Origin of the sequence: Kribbella sp. (assembly GCF_035655035.1) — a bacterium.
Taxonomy (GTDB): Bacteria; Actinomycetota; Actinomycetes; order Propionibacteriales; family Kribbellaceae; genus Kribbella.
The window spans coordinates 1-20,260 of record NZ_DASRVN010000067.1 but is presented as its reverse complement, the minus strand read 5'-3'; the positions used below and the strand labels follow the sequence as shown (position 1 = coordinate 20,260).

Annotated in this window: 19 protein-coding genes; 12 read left to right on the top strand and 7 right to left on the bottom strand. The window is 68.8% G+C overall.

Features of this window, described 5'->3' with window-relative positions; all coding sequences use genetic code 11:
• Window positions 1–188 precede the first annotated feature (188 nt).
• Window positions 189–3,623: a putative Ig domain-containing protein gene (locus VFF46_RS04165; protein ID WP_325035668.1), complete on the top strand. Its 3,435-nt coding sequence runs from the start codon at window positions 189–191 to the stop codon at window positions 3,621–3,623.
• 40 nt (window positions 3,624–3,663) lie between these two features.
• Here the strand turns inward: VFF46_RS04165 and VFF46_RS04160 are convergent, their stop codons facing one another.
• The gene (locus VFF46_RS04160; protein ID WP_325035667.1) at window positions 3,664–4,563 is read right to left on the bottom strand and encodes an alpha/beta hydrolase; all 900 of its coding nucleotides are present in this window, start codon (window positions 4,561–4,563) and stop codon (window positions 3,664–3,666) included.
• 61 nt (window positions 4,564–4,624) lie between these two features.
• On the opposite strand from VFF46_RS04160, the gene VFF46_RS04155 reads away from it, so the two are divergent.
• Complete coding sequence (locus VFF46_RS04155) at window positions 4,625–5,203, top strand: TetR family transcriptional regulator (RefSeq protein ID WP_325035666.1); 579 nt, start codon at window positions 4,625–4,627, stop codon at window positions 5,201–5,203.
• Here the strand turns inward: VFF46_RS04155 and VFF46_RS04150 are convergent.
• Together VFF46_RS04150 and VFF46_RS04145 are read right to left on the bottom strand one after the other, a co-directional pair.
• Window positions 5,178–5,843, bottom strand: a complete 666-nt coding sequence (locus VFF46_RS04150; RefSeq protein ID WP_325035665.1) for a response regulator transcription factor — start codon at window positions 5,841–5,843, stop codon at window positions 5,178–5,180. The two genes, VFF46_RS04155 and VFF46_RS04150, sit on opposite strands and share 26 nt — an antisense overlap.
• On the bottom strand, window positions 5,840–6,952 hold the full coding sequence (locus VFF46_RS04145) for a sensor histidine kinase (RefSeq protein ID WP_422653751.1): 1,113 nt from the start codon (window positions 6,950–6,952) through the stop codon (window positions 5,840–5,842). The genes VFF46_RS04150 and VFF46_RS04145 overlap by 4 nt, the downstream gene beginning before the upstream one ends.
• A 165-nt stretch (window positions 6,953–7,117) precedes the next feature.
• Between VFF46_RS04145 and VFF46_RS04140 the strand changes: the two genes are divergently transcribed.
• The 4 genes from VFF46_RS04140 (at window position 7,118) to VFF46_RS04125 (ending at window position 11,511) form a co-directional block, all read left to right on the top strand.
• Entirely contained in the window at window positions 7,118–7,789 is a 672-nt protein-coding gene (locus tag VFF46_RS04140; RefSeq protein WP_325035663.1) for a hypothetical protein, read from the top strand.
• Between the two features lie 145 nt (window positions 7,790–7,934).
• Window positions 7,935–9,779 carry an APC family permease gene (locus VFF46_RS04135; RefSeq protein WP_325035662.1) on the top strand — a complete coding sequence of 615 codons (1,845 nt, stop codon included), beginning with the start codon at window positions 7,935–7,937 and terminating at the stop codon, window positions 9,777–9,779.
• Complete coding sequence (locus VFF46_RS04130) at window positions 9,776–10,447, top strand: response regulator (protein WP_325035661.1); 672 nt, start codon at window positions 9,776–9,778, stop codon at window positions 10,445–10,447. The genes VFF46_RS04135 and VFF46_RS04130 overlap by 4 nt, the downstream gene beginning before the upstream one ends.
• Before the next feature lie 110 nt (window positions 10,448–10,557).
• Entirely contained in the window at window positions 10,558–11,511 is a 954-nt protein-coding gene (locus VFF46_RS04125) for a VWA domain-containing protein (RefSeq protein ID WP_325035660.1), read from the top strand.
• A 3-nt stretch (window positions 11,512–11,514) separates the two neighbouring features.
• Here the strand turns inward: VFF46_RS04125 and VFF46_RS04120 are convergent, their stop codons facing one another.
• The gene (locus VFF46_RS04120; protein ID WP_325035659.1) at window positions 11,515–13,020 is read right to left on the bottom strand and encodes an alkaline phosphatase family protein; all 1,506 of its coding nucleotides are present in this window, start codon (window positions 13,018–13,020) and stop codon (window positions 11,515–11,517) included.
• A gap of 216 nt (window positions 13,021–13,236) precedes the next feature.
• On the opposite strand from VFF46_RS04120, the gene VFF46_RS04115 reads away from it, so the two are divergent.
• From VFF46_RS04115 to VFF46_RS04100, 4 genes are all read left to right on the top strand, one after another.
• Window positions 13,237–13,902, top strand: coding sequence for a GntR family transcriptional regulator (locus VFF46_RS04115; RefSeq protein ID WP_325035658.1), 666 nt, complete (start codon window positions 13,237–13,239; stop codon window positions 13,900–13,902).
• A gap of 86 nt (window positions 13,903–13,988) precedes the next feature.
• Complete coding sequence (locus VFF46_RS04110; RefSeq protein ID WP_325035657.1) at window positions 13,989–15,212, top strand: amidohydrolase family protein; 1,224 nt, start codon at window positions 13,989–13,991, stop codon at window positions 15,210–15,212.
• Window positions 15,213–15,215: 3 nt separating this feature from the next.
• Window positions 15,216–16,376 (top strand): amidohydrolase family protein, encoded by a 1,161-nt coding sequence (locus VFF46_RS04105; RefSeq protein WP_325035656.1) that lies wholly within the window; start codon window positions 15,216–15,218, stop codon window positions 16,374–16,376.
• Between the two features lie 61 nt (window positions 16,377–16,437).
• The gene (locus VFF46_RS04100; protein WP_325035655.1) at window positions 16,438–17,586 is read left to right on the top strand and encodes a ring-opening amidohydrolase; all 1,149 of its coding nucleotides are present in this window, start codon (window positions 16,438–16,440) and stop codon (window positions 17,584–17,586) included.
• A gap of 35 nt (window positions 17,587–17,621) precedes the next feature.
• Here VFF46_RS04100 and VFF46_RS04095 read toward each other — a convergent pair whose 3' ends face one another.
• Complete coding sequence (locus VFF46_RS04095; protein WP_325035654.1) at window positions 17,622–18,113, bottom strand: GNAT family N-acetyltransferase; 492 nt, start codon at window positions 18,111–18,113, stop codon at window positions 17,622–17,624.
• Window positions 18,114–18,144: 31 nt separating this feature from the next.
• Entirely contained in the window at window positions 18,145–18,456 is a 312-nt protein-coding gene (locus VFF46_RS04090; RefSeq protein WP_325035653.1) for a hypothetical protein, read from the bottom strand.
• 100 nt (window positions 18,457–18,556) lie between these two features.
• Between VFF46_RS04090 and VFF46_RS04085 the strand changes: the two genes are divergently transcribed.
• Window positions 18,557–18,886: a cupin domain-containing protein gene (locus tag VFF46_RS04085; RefSeq protein ID WP_325035652.1), complete on the top strand. Its 330-nt coding sequence runs from the start codon at window positions 18,557–18,559 to the stop codon at window positions 18,884–18,886.
• 18 nt (window positions 18,887–18,904) lie between these two features.
• Here VFF46_RS04085 and VFF46_RS04080 read toward each other — a convergent pair whose 3' ends face one another.
• A complete protein-coding gene (locus tag VFF46_RS04080; protein WP_325035651.1) occupies window positions 18,905–19,360 on the bottom strand; it encodes a hypothetical protein in 456 nt (151 codons plus the stop codon).
• Window positions 19,361–19,493: 133 nt separating this feature from the next.
• On the opposite strand from VFF46_RS04080, the gene VFF46_RS04075 reads away from it, so the two are divergent.
• Window positions 19,494–20,120 carry a DUF1345 domain-containing protein gene (locus tag VFF46_RS04075; RefSeq protein ID WP_325035650.1) on the top strand — a complete coding sequence of 209 codons (627 nt, stop codon included), beginning with the start codon at window positions 19,494–19,496 and terminating at the stop codon, window positions 20,118–20,120.
• Window positions 20,121–20,260 lie beyond the last annotated feature (140 nt).

The window sequence follows — 20,260 nt, the reverse complement described above, 5'->3', positions numbered from 1 at the left end:
GTATCTCCCGGGTGAGCTAGAGGATCTGGGACGTCATAGTTAACGATTTCTATGAAAGCTAGGAGAAGAAACTCTTAGCGTCAAGGTCTTGTGTTCTTGGCATGGCGTCCTGATGATGCCTAGCGTAGAAATCGTTAACTATGTCGTGAGTCACCTCCTGTCTCCGCCTCAGGAAGAAGGTGCTGTCTGTGTATCCGACTGCAGCCGTTACCCGTACTCGACGACTCGCCGCGTTCGTCGTCGCCCTCGTGCTTGTCACCGGCCTCCTGATCATCACCGCGGCCCGGCCGGCCGCCGCGCGAGAGCTGGGCGCGTGTGCCGTGTCGTTCCATCCCACGGTCAGTCCGCAGGGGTTCGTGCACCCCGGCGTCGGGCTGACCCAGCCGATCCTGGACAACGCCCGCCGGCAGATCGCCGCGGGCGCGGAACCCTGGACCTCGTCGTTTCGGGCGATGCAGCAGTCGTCAGCGGCCGGGACCGGCGTGACGTCCTCCAACCGGAGCAGCACGGACCCGTCCAAGCCCGCCTCCGACGCGTTCAACAGCCAAGGTTTCAACGGCCGTTTCATCGCGGACGGGCTGAAGTCCTACACGCAGGCGGTGCTGTACGTGCTCACCGGCGACGAGGTCTATCGCAAGAACGCGCTGGACATCATCCGCATCTGGGAGCAGCTGGACCCCGCGAAGTACGAGTACTTCACCGACGCGCACATCCACACCGGCATCCCGCTCAACCGGATGGTGTCCGCCGCCGAACTGTTGCGCTACACCTCGTGCGCCGGTGAAGCGTATCCATGGACCGACGCGGACACGCAGGCGTTCACCCACAACCTCGTCGTACCGGTCATCGAGACCTTCCAGAACGACAACAACCACTTCATGAACCAGCACAGCTACCCGCTGATGGGCGCGATGGCCGGCGCGATCTTCATGGACGACACCGCTCTCTACCGGCGCTCGGTCGAGTGGTTCACCGTGAACGCCACCGCGAAGGATCAGGGCTTCAACGGCTCGATCGCGCGGCTGTTCCGCTGGGTCGACCACGACGACAAGACCGGCAAGCCGATCAAGAACCCGCACGTCCAGCACGCCGAGATGGGCCGTGACCAGGCCCACGGCGGCGGTGACCTCACCAACGCGGTGATCATCTCCCGGATGCTGCTGGCGCAAGGCACGAAGGTCGACCCGGTCGCCGGCACGGTCTCCGCGGCCCCGAACGCCGTCGGCCCGTACGAGTTCCTCGGCAACCGGATCCTCGCCGCCGCCGACTACTTCTGGCGCTTCATGCTCGGCTACGACACTCCGTGGACGCCGATGGCGTACGCGATCTCCCCGGACGGCACGATCCGCGACACCTACAACCACATCGCCGACGGCTACCGCGGCCGGTACGTCACCGCGAGCTTCTGGGAGATCTATTACTACTACCGGTTCACGCTCGGCAAGGACGTCAAGGCGATGGCGCCGTACTACGCCGAGGCCTATGCCAAACGCCCCGGCCCGCTGTACTACCGGGGCGGCGTGGTCGGCAACTCGTGGGACGGCGTCGACGGCGGCGGCGACTCGTGGCTGTTCGCGCCCGCCGCGGCGGCGGGTGAGTCGACCCGGCCGCTGGGCAACAACCCCAACATCTACGAGGTCGAGGACCGCTACACACGCCTGGCCGGCGACGTCACGACCGGCGACGGCTACGTGCGGATGGCCCCCGGCGCGAAGATCGCCTACCTCAACGGTGCGACCGACCGCCCGAAGCTGGGCTTTCTCGTCCGCACCAACGGTGACGCCGTGATGCACCTGCAGACCGCCAGGAACGGCCGCACGCTGAAACGCGACTACCCCGTGCTCGTGCCGAACACCGGCGGCAAGTGGCGCTACGTCACGACCGACGGACCGATGGACGACATCCTGTTCATCGAGGTCGAGGGCGCCACCGTCGACCTCGACCACATCAACATCAATGCCGCGGCCGAGCTGACCGGGCCGGTCTTCCCCGCCGCAGCCGGCCGGGTCGTCGGTTGGCTCGGCGCCGAGGCCACCGTCAACCTGGCCGCGACCGCAGCCAAGGGCACGACCTACACCGCGAGAGGGCTCCCCGAGGGCGCCGTGCTCGACTCCGCGACCGGCACGCTTACCTGGAAGCCGACCCGGGCCGGCACCTGGACGGTCACCGTCGCCGCCGACGACGGCACCAATATCGCCGCCCGCCGCGTCACTCTGGCCGCGGCCGGCGACCGCACCAGCGCCTTGGCGCTCGCGAAGGACGGGTTCGAGCACCAGACCGTGTACGAGTCCGCGTCCAAGGATGCCTACAGCAACGCCGTCGACGTCGCGGACAACCTGCGCATGAGCGGGTCCGACACCGAGTACCAGGCCGCATTGACCGCCGTCGTCGGGGCCGTGGACGGACTGCGCCCGCTCTCGCCGAAGATCGCGCTGGACGGCAGCCTCGACTACCCGGGGCTCGTCGTCTCCTCCACCGCCGGCGACCGCACCGTCAACCTCGTCGACGGCGACGAGCAGACCGGCACCGTCTATCCCCAGGCCGTCAACCTCTCGCACACGTTCGACTTCGGGCCCGACTACCGGGTCTCCGCCACGAAGTTCGGGTTCCAGAGCAACATCTTCGCCGACCGGCTCGCGAACTCGGCCGTCTTCGGCTCCGACGACGGGGTCAACTGGACTCGGCTCACGCCCGGGGTCACGGCGTACACCCAGGACTACAACACCCTGGACGTCGCCAAAGGCCTGCAGGGCGATCAGTTCCGGTACCTGAAGGTGCAGATGATCAAACAGTTGCCGGACGTCCTGTACGGGATCGTGCGCGGCGTGTTCGAGATGACCGAGTTCCACATCTACGGCGAGCGGCACGAGATCGGCAACCTGGTGAAGTCGACCTCGATCTCGTCCACTCAGGCGATCGCGGGCAAGATCATAACCGGCGACACCGTCGACGTCGCAGTCACCGCGAAGAAGCCGCTCCAGCAGGTGACCGTCACCGTCCAAGGCATGACGGCGAAGGCGAACTCGGCGGACGGAATCAACTGGAACGCCTCGGTGAAACTCGGCACCGTGGTGGCCGGCGACATCCAGGTCGCCGTCGACTACCTCGATGCCACCGGTCACGCCGGGCCGACCGCGTACGGGACCACCGACGGATCGAAGCTCTACATCGCGGGCGATCCCGCACACTTCATCGACGTTGCCAAGGTGGCGACCGTCACCGCCTCCGACAAACAATGGCCGGGCACCGGACTGGGCGCCGACCAGGTCGGCTACCTGCTGTTCGACCGCAATCCTGCTACGTACGGCGACCTGAACAGCGGACCCGGCGCGTACTACGTCATCGACTTCGGTGCGCACGCGACCGTACGGCCCGACGAGGTACTGTTCCTGCCTCGCGCCAGCCACCCGCAGCGTGCCGACGGAACCGTCGTACAGGGATCGAACGACGGTCAGACCTGGACCGACCTCACCAATCCACTCACCGGAGCGGCGGCAAACACCTGGAGCGACCAGCAGGCGTCGGGCGAGAGCCACTACCGGTATGTCCGGATCTACAACGCCACGAGCTGGTTCGGTGACCTCTCCGAGGTCGAGCTGTACGGCGACCTCAAGAGCACCTGACACGAGGGGGGCGGGCGCCCATCACGAAGGCGCCCGCCGATCAGGTGGCTTGGTTGAACCAGTTGAGGGTGAGGGTCGCGACCGCTGTGGGGGCGTCGTCGGTGATGAAGTGGGCTGCGTCGTCGAGGTACGCGAACTCGACGCGGTCGGCGTACCGGCCTGGATCGGGGCAGATGTGCTGCAGTTGGGCGGCCCAAGGGTGGTCACGGCGGCCGAATGCGACGAGCGTGGGCACGCTGAGGCGCCGGCGGCGGTAGGTGCCGCGGGTGATGCGCATGGCTTCGGGCAGGATCATGTGGCGGCAGAGTGGGCAGACGGCGGCGTCGATGTCGGGTCGTCGCAGCGGCGCGAGGTAGGTTTCGATGGTTGCCTCCGGCATCGGGTGGGCGACGTACGCGCCCGAGAAGGTGCCGCGCAGTGAGGCGCCCGGGCGGTGCCAGATGAACGGCGGCAGGTGGCGGAAGCCCGCTACGACCTTCGGGCTGAACTTCATGAAGCCCGGTGGTACGGCGAGTTGCACCGCGGTCCGCACCCGCTCGGGGTGGTCGTAGGTCAGCTGCATCGCGGTGATGGCGCCCATGTCGTGGGAGACGACGTGGGCGCGCTCGATCTCGAGGGCGTCGAAGAGCGCGAGTACGTCGCGGAGCCGGGTCTCGCGGTCGATCCGCGGATTGTCGGCGACGGTCCAGCCGGCACCGCGCAGGTCGGGGCAGATGGCCCGGTAGCCGGCCGCGGCGATGACCGGGGCCACGGCGTGCCACTGCCACCAGTGCTGGGGGAATCCGTGCAGCAGGACGACGGGATCTCCCTCGCCGATGGTGGCGACGTGCGTACGAAGGCCAGGTGTTTCGACGGTGAAGTGGTCGAAGCCGGAGGCCTCCGGCAGCGGTGGCGACCAGGTCGAGGCGTCGCCGGAACGGATGATGCGGGGCTCGTGCATGGTAACCCCCGGACGGTGGTCTACTATTTTCATAGTAGACCACCGTGGAAGGGAAGTGTCCATGCCGGCGGCCACCCGGGAGCGCGCACTCGAGGCGGCCGTGGAACTGCTCGGTGCGCAGGGCATGCGCGCGTTGAGCCATGCACGGGTCGACGAACGAGCAGGCCTCCCGCCGGGGTCGACCTCGAACTGGTTCCGGACCCGCCGGGCCCTGCTCGCCGGTGTGGTCGACTGGATCGCCGAGCACGAGCGGGCCGATTTCGACCCGGCGGCGATGCCGGCGATCACGGGCCTGGACGGGCTGATCGACGGCTTGTGCGCGATGACCGAGCTGCAGAGCGGGCCGTTCGCCGCGCGGACCCGGGCACGCTACGCCCTCTTCCTCGAACTCGCGGGCGACCCGGAGCTCGGCGAACCGCTGCGCCGGCAACGCCGCGAGTTCGAGCGGTGGACCGAGCGGATCGTGACCGCCGTCGGCATCCCGGACCCCGTGCCGGCGACGCGGGCCCTGATGGCACTCGGCGACGGACTGCTCCTGCACCGCCTCACCGTCGACCCCGAACTCGACCTGCGCCCCACCATCGAGCGCACCGTGCGCGCCCTCGGGCCACTGGTCAGCGGTGCGAGCCCGGAAGGATGATGCCGGCTTCGTAGGCGAGGATGACGGCCTGGATGCGGTCGCGGAGTTCGAGTTTGGCGAGGACCCGCTTGACGTGGGTCTTGACGGTTGATTCCTCGACGATGAGCGCTTCGGCGATTTCGGCGTTCGAGCGGCCGTGGGCGATGAGTTCGAAGACGTCACGTTCGCGTGGGGTCAAGGTGCGGAGCAGCCGGCCGGCGGCGGGATCGGGGCGCGGTACGCGGGCCATCCGGTCGATCACGGTCCGGGTGATCGTGGGGGAGAGCAGTGACTCGCCGGCGGCGATGGTGTGGATGGCGGCGATGAGCTGCTCGGGTGGTGTGCGCTTCAGCAGGAAGCCGGAGGCGCCGGCGGCGAGGGCACCGAAGACGTAGTCGTCGTCCTCGAAGGTCGTCAGGATCAGGATCCGCGCGTCCGGTTCCGAGGCGACGATCTGTTCGGTGGCGGCGATCCCGTCCAGCGCGGGCATGCGTACGTCCATGAGTACGACGTCGGGCCGCGACCGGCGTACCTCCTCGACGGCGACCCGGCCGTCGGCTGCCTCGCCGATCACCGCGATGGTGTCGTCGCTGGAGAGCACCGCGCGCAGTCCGGCGCGCATCAGGTCGTCGTCGTCAACGACCAGGACCCGGACAGTCATGCGTGCTCCCGGGCGTAGGGGATGTGAGCGTGCAGCTGGAACCGGCTGTCGGCGGTTGCCGTCTCGAGTACGCCGCCGAGCAGCGTGGCACGTTCGCGCATGCCGATGATCCCGTGGCCGCCGTGCGACGAGCTGTGGCCGATCGTGTTGGTGACCGTGGCATCGACGTACTGCGGCCCGAACCGGAGCACGATCTCGGCCCCGCCTGCTCCGTGCCGGCTCGCGTTCGTCAGCGCCTCCTGGAGGATCCGGTAGATCGCGGCGGACACCGGGCGCGGCATCTCGTCGTACTGCCCGGTCGTCTCGACGACGATCTGATGGCCGGACGCGCGGTGGCTTTCGATCAGGTCCTCCAAGGACGTCGGTGCCGGTGCCGCCTCGTCGTCGCGCAGCGCCGAGACGAGCTGGCTGATCTCGGTGAGCGTACGGCGGGCCACGTCCTCGATCGTGGTGATCGCCTTCCTGGAGCCGGCCGGGTCGCGCTCCTGGAGCAGCCGGGCGGCACCGGCCTGGACGAGGATCACGTTGATCGCGTGACCGGCCGAATCGTGCAGTTCGCGGGCGATCCGGGTGCGCTCCTCGGCGATCGCGAGCCGGCGTTCGCGTTCGGTCTCGTGTTCCGCGCGCAGTGCCTGTTCGGCGGCGCGTTCCCGGCGCAGCCTGGCCCGGTCCCCGGCGAACCAGGCACCCGCGAGACCGGCGGCCCAGACCACGATCAGCCCGACGGTCCGGGCGACGGCGCGCCCCTCGCCGACGAACGCGGCTCCCGATATGAGCAGGAACGCTCCGGCGATCGACAGCGCGATGACGGTACGCCGTACCGGTTGCCCCGCGACGCCGTACATCCCGGCGATCGGGCCCACGGGGAAGTCGAGCGCGTACCCTCGCGCGACCAGCACGAGGCTCGCCGCGGCCGTGACGGCGAGGACGGCAACGGGCGCGGTACGGCGTACCAGCAGCGGCGCGGCGGTCAGTACCGCGAGACCGCCGGCGAGCAGGTCGAAGCCGCGTACGCCGGGTTGACCGCTGTCGCCGGCCAGCATCAGCAGCGTCACGGTCAGGACCAGACCGGCAAGACCGGCGTCCACACCAAGGCTCCTCCGCGTCACAGGGCGAGCGTAAGCCCGCGGTGCGTGGGAGCGGATCCTCCGCGTGAGGCATCCGATGTACCCCCGCCGGGGGATACGAACATCACCCAGCGGGGCGTTTCGGTGAAGTGCTGCGTATTCCTAGCGTCAAACGTGTTCCAGACACTCACGTAGGAGGCGACCCCGATGTCCACTCTTCAATCCGCCACGCAGGTACCGGTCCAGCTACGGCTCCGTCAGTACGCACTGGCGGTGTCGGTCGTCGGCGGCCCGCTGGCGTTCCTGGTCGGCGGCATGTTGTCGCCCACCATCAGCCGCGACGGGCAGACCTTGATCACCGCGAACATCAAGGCCGATCAGGCGCTGAACGTCACGCACCTGTGGGCGTTCGTCGTCGGCTCGTTCCTGCTGCCGGTGAGCGTTCTCGGCCTTGCCCAGCTGGTGTACCGGCAGTCGCCGAAGCTGGCGGCGACCGGCGCCGTACTGGGTCTCGTCGGATGGCTTCCGCTCGCCGCGCTGACCGCGCTCGACGGGCTGATCTACACGATGGCCGAGCAGCCCGGCAGTACGTCGTACACCGGACTGCTGAACGCGTTCTACGGCGGACCGATGATGATGACCTTCCTGATCGTCTACATCGTCGGGCACCTGCTGACGTACGTCCTGCTGGGCATCGCGCTGGACCGGGCCAGGGCGATCCCGCGCTGGGCGGCGTGGGCGGTCGTCGCGAGCAGCCCACTGACCGTGCTGATGTTCGCCCTCCCGGGCAACCCCCAGGCCGCCGGCGGCGTGGCGATCGGCCTGCTGGTGCTCGGCAGCATCCCGGCTGCGCGCCGAATCGGGGCCCGGGCGTCATAGGGGTGTCAAAAATGGGGTGATTGGTGTGAGAAACGTGTGAGAGTAGGCGGCCTGGGGAACTCGCGGCGGGTTGACTTGCGTTATGGCGCGGGTCATTCAGTTGCCCAAGCGGATCCTTGTCGGGCGACCGATTCGCAGTGAGTCGATGAGCGAGCAGCTGCTGCCGAAGAAGCTCGCCTTGCCGGTGTTCTGCAGCGACCCGCTGTCGTCGAATGCCTACGCCACCGAAGAGATCCTGCTGATGCTCAGCCTCGGCGGACTGACGCTGCTGCATCTGACCTGGTGGGTCGCGGCCGCCGTCATCGTGCTGCTGATCGTCGTCGTCGCGTCGTACCGCCAGACTTGTCATGCGTATCCCAACGGTGGCGGCGCCTACGCGGTCGCCGGCGCGAACCTGGGCCGGGACGCGTCGCTGGTCGCCGCGAGCGCGCTCCTGGTCGACTATGTACTGACCGTCGCCGTTTCTGTGGTGGCAGGTGTCGCCAACATCGTCGCCGCCGTCCCGACGCTGGCGCCGCATGCCGTCCTCGTCTCGGTCGGCCTGGTCGTCGTCCTGGCGATGACGAACCTCCGCGGGGTTCGGGAATCCGGCACCGTCTTCGCGATCCCGACGTACGGCTTCGTGGTCTGCGTGTTCGTGATGCTGGCGGTCGGCCTCGCCCGGATCGCCGCCGGTGACGCTCCGGTCGCGGAGTCGGCCGGGTACGGCGTACGCCCGGAGCACCAGGTCACCGGGCTGCTCCTCGTTGCCCTGGTACTGCGGGCCTTCGCGTCCGGCTGCACCGCGCTCACGGGGGTCGAGGCGGTGAGCAACGGCGTACCGCACTTCAGGCCGCCGAAGAGCCGGAACGCGGCGAACACCCTGGCGATCATGGGTGGACTCACGGTCACCATGTTCGCCGGCCTCACCGCTCTCGCACTGGCCGCGCGCATCCACATGGTCGACAACACGGCGAGGCTGATCGGAGCACCCGCGCAATATCAGCAACGGACCGTGATCGCGCAACTCGGCGCCGCGGTCTTCGGCGGGCAGTCGATGATGTTCTACCTCGTGCAGGCGTTCACGGCGGCGATCCTGGTGCTGGCGGCGAACACGGCGTTCAACGGGTTCCCGATCCTGGCCTCGATCCTCGGCGGCGACGGCTACCTGCCACGGCAGTTGCACCGCCGTGGCGATCGGCTGGTGTTCAGCAACGGCATCGTGGTCCTGGCCGGCCTGGCGGTGCTGCTGATCTGGGCGTTCGACGCGAGCACGACACGGTTGATCCAGCTCTACATCATCGGCGTGTTCGTGTCGTTCACCCTCAGCCAATGGGGGATGGTCCGGCACTGGACGACGCGGCTCGCCACGCTGCGTACCGCCCGCGGACCGATGATCCGGGCCCGGCTGATCAACGGGGTCGGCGCGGTGCTGACCGCGGTCGTACTGGTCGTCGTACTGAGCACGAAGTTCGTCCACGGCGCGTACATCGTCGTGATCGCGATGCCGCTGCTGTACCTGCTGATGCGCGGCATCCGGCGGCACTACGACCGGATCGACCGCGAAACCACGCCGTCACCCGGGAGTACCACGCTGCCCGCCCGGATCCACGGCGTCGTACTGGTGTCCAAGCTGCACGAGCCGACCCTGCGAGCGCTCGCGTTCGCCCGGGCCACCCGCCCGAGCACCCTGACGGCGGTGACCGTCCAGCAGAACGAGGACGAGACCGACGCGCTGGTGCGGGAGTGGGATCGGCGCGGGATCCCGGTCCCGCTCAAGATCCTCAGCTCGCCGTACCGCGACATCACCGGGCCGGTGCTTGCCTACGTCAAGGACATCCGGGTGCGCAGCCCGCGGGACGTGGTCTGCGTGTTCATTCCGGAGTACGTCGTACGGCATTGGTGGGAGCAGTTGCTGCACAACCAGAGTGCCCTGCGGTTGAAGGCCCACCTGTTGTTCCAGCCGGGCGTGATGGTCACGAACGTCCCGTGGCAGATGGGTACCGCATGAGCCGCCTGCTGGTGGTGGACGACGACCTGCAGCTGTTGCGTGCGCTGCGGATCAACCTGCGCGCCCGCCGGTACGAGGTCGACCTGGCCGAGGACGGCTCGGCGGCACTCGCCACGGCCCGGCGGCACCCGCCCGACCTCGTCATCCTGGACCTCGGTCTGCCGGACATGGACGGCGTCGAGGTCGTCCACGCCCTGCGCGGCTTGTGTACGGCGCCGATCGTCGTACTGTCGGCCCGGACCGCGGAGCCCGAGAAGGTCGCCGCGCTCGATGCCGGCGCCGACGACTACGTCACCAAGCCGTTCGGGATGGACGAGCTGCTGGCGCGGATCCGCTCCGCGCTCCGCCGGGCGACGCCGGGAGAGGCTGTCCCGATCCGCACCGACGCCTTCACGATCGACCTCGCCGGCCGGCGACTGACCACCGCCGAAGGCGACGTACGGCTCACTCCCACCGAGTGGCACCTGCTGGAGATCCTGGTCCGCAACCACGACAAGCTCGTCACGCAGCGCGAACTCCTGCGCGAGGTGTGGGGCCCGGCGTACGAGACCGAAACCAACTACCTCCGCGTGTACATCGCCCAGCTCCGCCGCAAGCTCGAACCCGACCCGGCCCGCCCCAGACACCTCCTCACCGCCCCCGGCATGGGCTACCGCTTCCAGCCGTGAGCCCTCGGAGGGCGGCCCGCGCGCCTCCGCGCCGATTTCTCTCAGCAGCGGGTCCGTACAGTGGAGTGGGCGCGCGTTCGCCGGGTTCATCGCGAAGGGGTGATCGGCTAGTGCATTTCCTCTCACCCGATCGGCTGTGGTTGTTGCTGCTGATCCCGCTGACGGTCGTTGTGTACGTCGTGTTACGGCGCCGCCGTTCTACGTACGCGCTGCGCTTCACCAACATCGCGCTGCTGGACCGCGTCGCCCCGCGTCGGCCGCAGTGGCGGCGGCACCTCGCCGTACTGCTGGTCCTGCTCGCGGCGAGCAGCGGCACCACCGCGTTCGCCCGGCCCGACGACCAGGTGAAGGTGCCGCGCGAGCGGGCGACGATCGTCGTCGCCATCGACGTGTCGCTGTCGATGATGGCCACCGATCTGGCCCCGACCCGGCTGGAGGCGGCGAAGAAGTCCGCGAAGGACTTCGTCAACCGGCTGCCCGCGAAGTTCAACGTGGCCCTGGTCCGGTTCGCCGGAACCGCCGCGCTCATGGTGCCGCCGACCACTGACCGCGGCACCATACTGCGGTCCATCGACAGCCTCCAGCTGGCCGAGTCCACTGCCACCGGCGAGGCGATCTTCACGGCGCTGGACGCCCTCAAACTCGCGCCGCCGGACCCGCAGCACCCCAACCAGCCCGCACCGGGCCGGATCGTCCTGCTGTCCGACGGCAAGCGGACCGTCGGCCGCACCGCCCAGGAGGCAGCCGCGGCGGCGAAGGCGCAGCACGTGCCGATCTACACGATCGCCACCGGTACCGACACGGGCTTCATCGAGATGGACGGCATCCGCCAGCGCGTCCCCGTCGACCGCGACGAGATGCGCAGCATCGCGGACATCAGCGGCGGCCAGGCCTACAGCGCGAAGTCGGCCGGCGAGCTCGACAACGTGTACAAGGACATCGGATCCTCGGTCGGCTACGACAAGGTCGACAAGGAGATCACGTCCCGGTTCGCCGGCCTCACCCTGCTCCTCACCCTCGCGGCCGCAGCCGCCACCATCGGCCTGGCCTCCCGCTTCCCCTGAGCGTCAGCTGAGGCGGGTGTGGGGGCGGCGACCCGGTTCCTGGTGCGGGGTCTGCTGGACGGCCGGAATCGTGGGGGCCGGCAACGTGGCGACCTCGTGCTGTTCCAGTTCGAACTGGGCGACGGTGTCCTCGTACGTCGGGATGCCCTTGGGGTACGCGCGCTTGCCCTGGCCGTCGAACCGTAGCGCGGACGTCAGATCGCCGACGGTGGCCCGGCGCCAGGCGCTGATGTTCGGTTCCAGTACGCCGAAGCGGCGCTCGAGGAACTTCAGCATCGACGTGTGGTCGAAGACCTCGCTGCACACCCAGCCGCCCTGGCTGAACGGCGAGACGACGATCGTCGGCACGCGGAAGCCCAGCCCGATCGGCCCGGCGATCCCCCCGGCCGAGGCGGGCAGCGGCGAGACGGTGACGTACTCGTCGGGGGTGCCGGGCGGCGGGACCGGCGGGGCGACGTGGTCGAAGCGGCCGTCGTTCTCGTCGTACGTGATCACGAACATGGTCTTCTGCCACACCTCGGGCGTGGAGCCGAGGGCGTCCAGGATCGTCGAGATGTACTCCGCGCCGCCGGCGACCAGGTTGTTGGGGCCTTCGGCGCCCTCGGGCAGGCCGTAGACGTTCGGCAGGTACTGGGCGTCCAGCCAGGTGACCGAGGGCAGCTCGTCGCGCCGGATGACGTCCGCCACCATCGACGGGGAGTACCGCACCATGCCGTTGTCGTACAGCGGGTCACCCGGCTTGGCCTCGGCGAAGTTCTTGAACCAGCCGTGCCCGGTGTCGTACGGGTTGGCGGTGAAGTACTTCCAGCTGACACCGGCACGCTGCAGCCGTTCGGGGTACGTCGTCCACGTGTAGAGCTTCTTCGGTGCCGAGCTGTCGAGCACCGGGCCGTTGCCGAGTCCGTGCGGGTCGAGGGTGCCGCTCATCGCCATCACCCGGTTCGGGTGCGTGGGGCCCATGACCGAGCAGTGGTAGTTGTCGCAGACGGTGAACGCGTCGGCGAGCGCATAGTGGAACGGCAGGTCCTCGCGGGCCAGGTAGCCCATCGTGAACGGTCCGTGCGCGCCGTCGCTCGCGGTGTGCTCGATGACCCAGTTGTCCATCGCGCCGTTGTTCCAGGACCGGTGCTGCACGTCCCACGCGTGGCCGGTGCCGTACGCCTTCGCGGAGTTCGTGGTCTTGGTGTTCTGCCGGAACGGCAGCAGGTAGCCGTCCGGGTGATTCGGGTCGGGCTGGCGGAACACCGACTCGCCGGACGGCAGCCGCATCGCGGTCGGGTCGTCGAACCCGCGGACCCCGCGCAGCGTGCCGAAGTAGTGGTCGAACGACCTGTTCTCCTGCATCAGGAAGATCACGTGCTCGATCTGCCGCAGCGACCGGAACTCCGGCGCCGGAGCGGCGAGCGCCTTCTGCATCGATGTGGGCAGTGCCGTCAGCGCTGCCGCGCCGGCCGTCGCGCCGAGCAGCCGCCTGCGGGTGATTCCTTGCGATCGCTGCGAATCCACCATGGTTCCTCTCCTCACAAGTCCTGTCCTCACCGCAGCCTGCCCTGTCGGGCGGCCGCCAACCGCCTCAGCAAAGTCGGCGAAAGACTCCCTGCGAAGGAAGAGGATGTGCAGCCCGGGTGAACACTCGCGAGCGCCCCGGTGGGCGGCTCTCAGGATCCGGCCCTCGTCAGGGCGTGGGGGCTGGTCCGCCGCGATGGCCGGGGTGAGGATGGCGGGGTGAAGCAGACGTCCGGACCGCGGTTGTCGTCGCGGCTCTACGAGGAGTTGCGGCGCGGCATCATCACGGGGGTCTATCCGCAGGGGCAGCGGTTGACCGAGCAGAGTCTGGCTGCCGAGCTGGGGGTGTCGCGGATCCCGTTGCGGGAGGCGTTGCCGCAACTGGAGGTCGAGGGATTCATCCAGGGGTTTCCGCGGCGGGGTGTGGCGGTCAGCCGGTGGACGGACGCGGCCGTGCACCAGGTGTTCGACGTACGGATCGCGATCGAGGGGCAGGCCGCTCGGTTGGCGGCGCGGCGGGTCGGGGACGGGAAGGGCGAGCTCGAGCGGCTGTGGGAGCGGCTGGAGGAGTCGGAGGCGCAGATCCGCGGGGGTGACGCGCTGGCGGTCGCGCAGGCGAACGCGGACTTCCATCAGGAGGTCGTCGCCGCGACCGGCAATGCCTTGATGTCGTCCTTGATGGCGGCGGTGGCGGGGCGGCTGGTCTGGATGTTCTACCTGTCGATCCGCAACGACCCGAGCAGTCCGAGTCCGGAGCATCGCGCGGTGACCCAGGCGATTGCTGATGGCAACGAACTGCTGGCCGAGTCGATCATGCTCGCGCACATCGAGTCCGGCCGCGCGCCGGCCCTCCGGATGCTCCGGGAGAGCCTGCCGGAGGCCTGAGGGCTCTTGACTCCACCCTGCGCTCTACGCTGAAATGTATACATTTCGCCCCTCGATCGACGGTTATTCCGTGCTGAAGGGCTTGAATGAATACAAAATCGCAGGAGTGGTGGCTCGATCGGGTTGCCGTCGAGGTGGCGGTGGTGGAGCGTCCGGACGGGGTGTTCGAGACCCGGGCCGACCCCAGCGCGGTGCGGATCGCGGACGGTGTCGTCGCCGACGTACGCCGTGGTGAGCGCGCGCCCGACGACGGGCGGCGGGTGTTCGACGCGGGCGGGATGCTGCTGATGCCGGCGATGCGGGACACGCATATTCACCTGGACAAGACGTTCTACGGCGGTCCGTGGCGGGCGCCGATTCCGGGGCGGTCGTGGCTGGCGGAGGAGGAGCGGTTGCTGCCCGAGATGTCGGAGCAGATCCCGGTCCGCAGCAACGCGATCCTCGACCTGCTCGTGTCCCGCGGTACCACCGAGGTCGCGGCGCACTGCAACGTCGACCACATCGTCGGGACCCGGAACGTCGAGCGGCTCCTCGACGTACTGCGGTCCCGCGCGGACGTCGACTGGACGGTGATCGCGTACCCGCAGCACGGGCTCCGCGACGGGACGGTCGTACCGATGCTGGAGCGGGCGCTCGGGCTCGGCGCGACTGTTGTCGGGGGCATCGATCCGGCGCGGATCGAGGGGGATGTGGCGAAGGCGCTGGACGTGACGTTCGGACTGGCCGTCGAGCACGGCGCCGGGATCGACTTCCATCTGCACGACGGTGGGAGCCTCGGGCTGTTCGAGATCGATCAGATCCTGCGCTTTGTCGAGGCGACGGGTTGGCAGGGCAAGGTGATGTTGAGCAACGCGAACGCGCTGTCCGGTGCGTCGGCGGATGCCGTGCGGGACTTGGCGGCGCGGCTCGCCGCGGCGCGGGTCGCTGTTGGTACGACGGTTGGCGTCAACGGTGCGCTGCTCCCGTTCCGGGCGCTCGACGAGGCCGGGGTCGACGTCAGCCTCGGTAGCGACAGCATCATGGACATCCTCACGCCGTTCGGGCCGGGCGATCTACTCGAGCAACTGTGGATCCTCGCGCAGCGCCTCGGCGCGTACGACGAATGGGGCATCGCGCAGACCCTGCACTACGCGGCAGGCGAGGCCGGTCGCTGGCGGGCCGACCGTACGCGTGGCTGGCCGGCCGTCGGCGATCAGGCCAGCTTCTTCCTCACGCCCGCGACCTGCAGCGCCGAGGCGATCGCGCGGCGCACACCCCGGCGGTACGTCTTCCACCGCGGCGTGCGGGTGTACGCCGGAAAGGACCTGTGACCTGTGATCATCAAGAACGTAGTGTTGCCGCATCGGACCGGGCGGTACGACGTACTGATCGACGGCGCGACCGTATCCGCGATCGCCGACAGCATCGAGACACCGCCCGGCGTACGGGCGATCGACGGGACCGGCAAGGTCCTGCTGCCGGGGTTCGTCGACGCGCACTCGCATCTCGACAAGTCGATGCTCGGTCGGACGTGGTACTCGCGGCAGCCCCGGGATCTGGACCAGTTGCTCGCCGACGAGCGGGCGATGCGGAGCGCGCCGGACTGGGACGCCGCGACGCAGATCCGGCGGAACGCCGACGTGATGATCGCCAACGGCGCCACCCACACCCGCGCGTTCGTCGACGTGGACACCGAGGTCGGGCTGAGCGGTGTCGAAGGGATGCTGCAGGTGCGGGAGGACCTTCGGGACGCGCTCACGATGCAGATCATCGCGTTCGCGCAGAGCGGGGTGGGTGACCGGCCGGGGACGGCGGAACTGCTCGACGCCGCGCTGGCCGCGGGCGCGGACGTCGTCGGCGGGATGGATCCGTGTTCGTACGAACGGGATCCGGTCGAGCATATCGACCTGATCTTCCGGTTGGCCGAGCGGCACGGCGCCGGTGTCGACATCCATCTGCACGAGCCGGGCGAGCTCGGGGCGTTCTCGGCGGGCCTGATCATCGAGCGGGCGAAGGCGGTCGAGCTGCCGCGGCCGGTCGTGATCAGCCATCCGGACTTCCTCGGGTCGCTTCCCGCGGACCGGGCCGCGCGGATCATCGACGACCTGGCCGAGGCCGGGATCGGGGTGACGACGTGTGTGCCGTCCGGCGGTCCGATGCCGCCGTTGAAGGCGCTGGTCGAGGCGGGGGTCGCGGTCGGGGTCGGTTGCGATGGGCAACTGGATTCGTGGGGGCCGTTCAATCGGTCGGACATGTTGCTGAAGGTGTACCTGCTGGCGTGGCGGTGCGGTTTCGGTAGCGACGAGGATCTGCAGTTCGCGGTCGATCTGGCGACCTCGGGGCGGGTGCTGGGGCTGCCGGAACACGGTTTCTGTGAGGGTTCCGCGGCGGATCTGGTGCTGTTGTCGGGGGCAACGGTGGGTGAGGCGGTCGTTGGGCTGCCTGTCGAACGGACTGTCATCAAAGCGGGTCGTGTGCTTGCCGAGGAGACCTGAGATGTCCGCTGAACCGATGCCTGCTGAACCGATGCCTGCTGAATCGAGGCCTGCTGAATCGGTGGCGGTTGATGCGGTGCAGGTGACGCTGGGGCATTCCCGGGACGTGTCGGGGTTGGAACGGCTGGTTTCCGACGGCCGGCTGCGGCCCGACGAGGTCGTCGCTGTGACCGGTAAGACCGAGGGCTGCACGCCTGGTGAGACCAGCCGGGTCGACGCCGACCACGCCGTCCGCCGGTTCCTGGCTGAGCACGGTACCCGCACCGACGACCAGATTGCCCAGGTCCCGATGGTCTTCACATCAGGCGGGGTGGGCATCCTCACGCCCCAACTCGTGGTCTACAGCCGGCGCCGGTGTGCTGTCCCCGACGGCTGGTCGCGGGACCGCGCACCCGGCGAACCTGCTGCCGACGGAGAGTCGCGCCTCGCACTGGGCACGGCCCGGACCACGCAGATGCGGCCGGAGTGGACTGGTACGTCGCGGGTGATCGAGGAGACCGCGGCGGCCGTTCGCGCTGCTGCTGCCGAGGCGGGGATCGCGCCGGAAACCGCGGAATACGTTATCGGGAAGGCGTACCACGTCCCGCAACAGGCGCTCGCGGCGGCGCGGGCCGGCGGTCAGGCGATTCCGGCGTACGACGACCACACGTTGTTCCGCAAGACCAGTGGCAGCGCGGCGCTCGGCGTCGGTACCGCGGTGGAAGGGCTGCCGGTGCTCGACGGAGACGACGTGGGTGTCCGGATGGACGTCTGGAGCGGCCGCGCGTCGATCTCGGCGAACGAATGGGAAGGCGCTGCCGGTGGTCCGGACACGCAGCTGATCCTGTTCGGCAACCGCGCCGGGGCGGGCGGGACACTGCGAGTTGGGCATGCCGTGATCACCGACCTGCTCGACGTGGACGCCCTCCCGCGGGCACTTCGCCGCGCCGGAATGGACGTCGGCACAGGCCCGCTGACGCCGGAGCAACGCGCGCGGGTCGTCGCCGTCTACGTCAAGATCGGACCACCACCGGACGGCCTGTTGCGCGGCCGGCGCCAGGTGCTGGAGAACCCGTCGTACGACACCGAGATGAAGGCCGCCGTCGCAGGAATGTACGCCGCCTGGCTCCAGGACACCCTCATCTGGATCTCCGGCTCAGCCACCCACCAGGGCCCCCCAGGCGGCGGCACCCTAGCCACAATCATCAACACCGAAACCACCCACAACTAATCTCCGGCGCGCTGTGCGTGCTGCTCCGAGCGGGGTTACTGAGCGTCGAGGAGGAGGCGGAAGGCGACGGTCTGCTCGGCGAAGCCGAGGTGTTTGTAGAACGCTCGGGCGCCGTCGTTGGCCGCGTACGCGCTGACGGTCACGGCGACCGCTTCGTGGGTCCGTGCCCAGGTCGTGAAGCTGGTGACGAGGGCTTGGCCGATGCCGGTGGTACGCACGGGTCCGTCCACGTAGAGGCTGCGGATCTCGGCGGTCCGGCGGTCGAAGCGGGTCCGTGACGGTGCGGAGAGGTAGCCGACCAGATGACCCCTGACGTGCTCGTCGTACCGCGCGACGAGAACGATGGTGGACTCGCCGTCGATCAGGCGGGCGAAGTCGTCCCGGGCGTGGCGGGCCGGCCAGGTGGTGTCGACGAGGGGGTCGTGGGCTCCTGCGTCGTCGCGGAACAGATTGGACTCGAGGCGGACCAGGTCATCGAGGTCGCTCGCGCGTGCGACGTCGACGGCGACTTCAGGACGGCTGGGCATTGCGTGATGCTACTGCGGTTCGGTGGTGCTTTTACTGGGGTTTGTTGGGGTGTTCGATGCGGTACTGCTCGGCGAGTTCTTCGAAGTTGCCGGAGAGGCTTTCTGTGAGGGTGATCTGGTGGCCTACGAGGTGGCGTACGGCGTTGGTGATCTCGGTGGCCTTGGGTGGGGTGGTGTAGATGCCGAGGAGGAGGTCGTGGTTGTCGGTCATGGAGAAGGCCCAGGGGACCTCGCACGGGGTGTTGTGGTCGGGGTCGGGGCACAGGAGGCGGGCGATCGGGTCCTGGTGGGCCAGGGCGTCCTCGGTCGTCGCGAAGCCGCCGATGCGGAGTTCGTAGGTCATCACCTGACGGAAACTACTGACTTTCCGTGATTTCCCGCATCCGGGAGGAGCCGGAGGTTTGCCCTGACCGGGGGTCCGACCGGAGTCGTACGATCGGTTGATGGACGTACTGCGGGTTGAGGACTTGGCGGCTGTTCATCTCGAGCTGGCGCGGAAGAGCGACAACGGGCGAAGTTCCACGACCCTGTACGGGCGCGGTGGCGCACGGCTGCGGCAGACGTTGATCGCGCTGGACACCGGGCAGACGCTGGGCGAGCACCAGAGCCCGGGCGACGCCTCGCTGATGTGCCTGCAGGGGGAGGTCGTACTGCGGTCCGGCGACGTCGAGGTCGAGCTGCGGGCCGGCGAGCTGGTGGCCGTCCCGCCGCAGCGCCACGACGTACACGCCCGGGCCGCCTCAGTACTGGTGCTGTCGGTCGCGCTGCACTGACCCCGCCGGCGGAGTTTGTCAGGACACGGAGTCGATTCGGTGCTCCGTGGCGTCGTAGGTGAAGCTGTCACCGGCGTGCAGGCCCTTGATCGCGCCGTACAGCGGTGCGTCGGTGGTCATGCCCTCGTACGTCGCGCCGTCGCACTCGAACGGTGAGCTGACGACGCCGACGACGTACCGGCTGCCGTCCAGTACGACGATCGCGCCCGGCCGGACCTCGGTGGTCGGGCCGAAGTCCAGCTGCTCGGCCACGGCGACGGTGCTGTGCTGGTGTTCGCCGACCTTTTCGAACAGGCCGCCCAGGTCGGCGGCCTCGTCGGACTGGGACTGGTCGTCGACGGAAAACGAGGATTCCGGGTCGAGCATCGCGGCCGAGTCCTCGCGGCCGACGGCGGTGTCCGTCGCCCGTAGCCGGGCCTCGAGGTGTGCGAGGAGCGCTGCCTTGACTCGCAGCTTCGCCTTGTCGTCCATCACGGATCGTCTCCTGCCTGTCGCGGGCATCGCGTCCGGTGGACGCCGTACCGTACGAGTGTCGCGCAGGATGGTTGGTGACCGGCAACAAGAATCATTGGTGGTGACAACTTTGGCTCCTGAGAGCTCTCACAGGGTGTTGCTGAGTCCGCTGCTCCGGCTGGTGATCTCGGTGCTGGCCGGCGGGGTCGGCCTGCTGGTGGTCGCCGTGGTCGGAAACTTCCCGCTCGGCGTGCTTTCCGGGATTTCCGTGGCCGGTGCCACCTTCGTCGGGACCGGGGTCGCGGTGCTGTGGCCGATGTCGGCGGACCGGACCCGGGAGTTCGCCCAGCGCGAGGTCTTCCGGCCGTTCGCCGAGGAGCTGATCGTCGTGATCACCGCGCTGGCCAGCCTGAGCGGTATCGGCGTACTGCTGGCGCTCGGCAACTCCGGGACGCGGCGCACCGCCGCCGCGGTCGGGCTCGTCGGGGTGTTCCTGACCTGGGCGACCGTGCACCTGATGTACGCCGCGCGGTACGCGCACCTGTACTTCCGGGAACCGGTCGGCGGGATCGACTTCAACAACGCGGCCGAGGTGCCGTCGTACCGGGACTTCTTCTACTTCAGCTACAACCTCGGGATGACCTTCCAGGTGTCGGACACGAGTGTGTCCAGCAGCGCGATCCGGGCGGTCGTGCTGCGGCACTGCCTGCTCGCATACGTTTTCTCGACGGTCATCCTGGCCGCGACCATCAACCTGGTCGCCGGGATCGCCACGAGCTGAGGTTCCGGAACCAGTTCCGGAACCGGCAAGGGGTGTTGCCGCGGAGTTTCCGAACCTACAGTCGGCCTGCTTGAAAGGGTTTTCCGGTCGACGGGTGGAGGTTTCGTGAGGCGGACTCTGGGGCTGACGGTTGCGGTCGG

Coding starts and splice junctions, on each gene's coding strand:
- VFF46_RS04160 (WP_325035667.1), bottom strand. CDS start 4,563: ATGCACGAGCCCCGCATCATCCGTTCCGGCGACGCCTCGACCTGGTCG.
- VFF46_RS04155 (WP_325035666.1), top strand. CDS start 4,625: ATGCCGGCGGCCACCCGGGAGCGCGCACTCGAGGCGGCCGTGGAACTG.
- VFF46_RS04150 (WP_325035665.1), bottom strand. CDS start 5,843: ATGACTGTCCGGGTCCTGGTCGTTGACGACGACGACCTGATGCGCGCC.
- VFF46_RS04140 (WP_325035663.1), top strand. CDS start 7,118: ATGTCCACTCTTCAATCCGCCACGCAGGTACCGGTCCAGCTACGGCTC.
- VFF46_RS04135 (WP_325035662.1), top strand. CDS start 7,935: ATGAGCGAGCAGCTGCTGCCGAAGAAGCTCGCCTTGCCGGTGTTCTGC.
- VFF46_RS04130 (WP_325035661.1), top strand. CDS start 9,776: ATGAGCCGCCTGCTGGTGGTGGACGACGACCTGCAGCTGTTGCGTGCG.
- VFF46_RS04120 (WP_325035659.1), bottom strand. CDS start 13,020: ATGGTGGATTCGCAGCGATCGCAAGGAATCACCCGCAGGCGGCTGCTC.
- VFF46_RS04110 (WP_325035657.1), top strand. CDS start 13,989: ATGAATACAAAATCGCAGGAGTGGTGGCTCGATCGGGTTGCCGTCGAG.
- VFF46_RS04095 (WP_325035654.1), bottom strand. CDS start 18,113: ATGCCCAGCCGTCCTGAAGTCGCCGTCGACGTCGCACGCGCGAGCGAC.
- VFF46_RS04090 (WP_325035653.1), bottom strand. CDS start 18,456: ATGACCTACGAACTCCGCATCGGCGGCTTCGCGACGACCGAGGACGCC.
- VFF46_RS04085 (WP_325035652.1), top strand. CDS start 18,557: ATGGACGTACTGCGGGTTGAGGACTTGGCGGCTGTTCATCTCGAGCTG.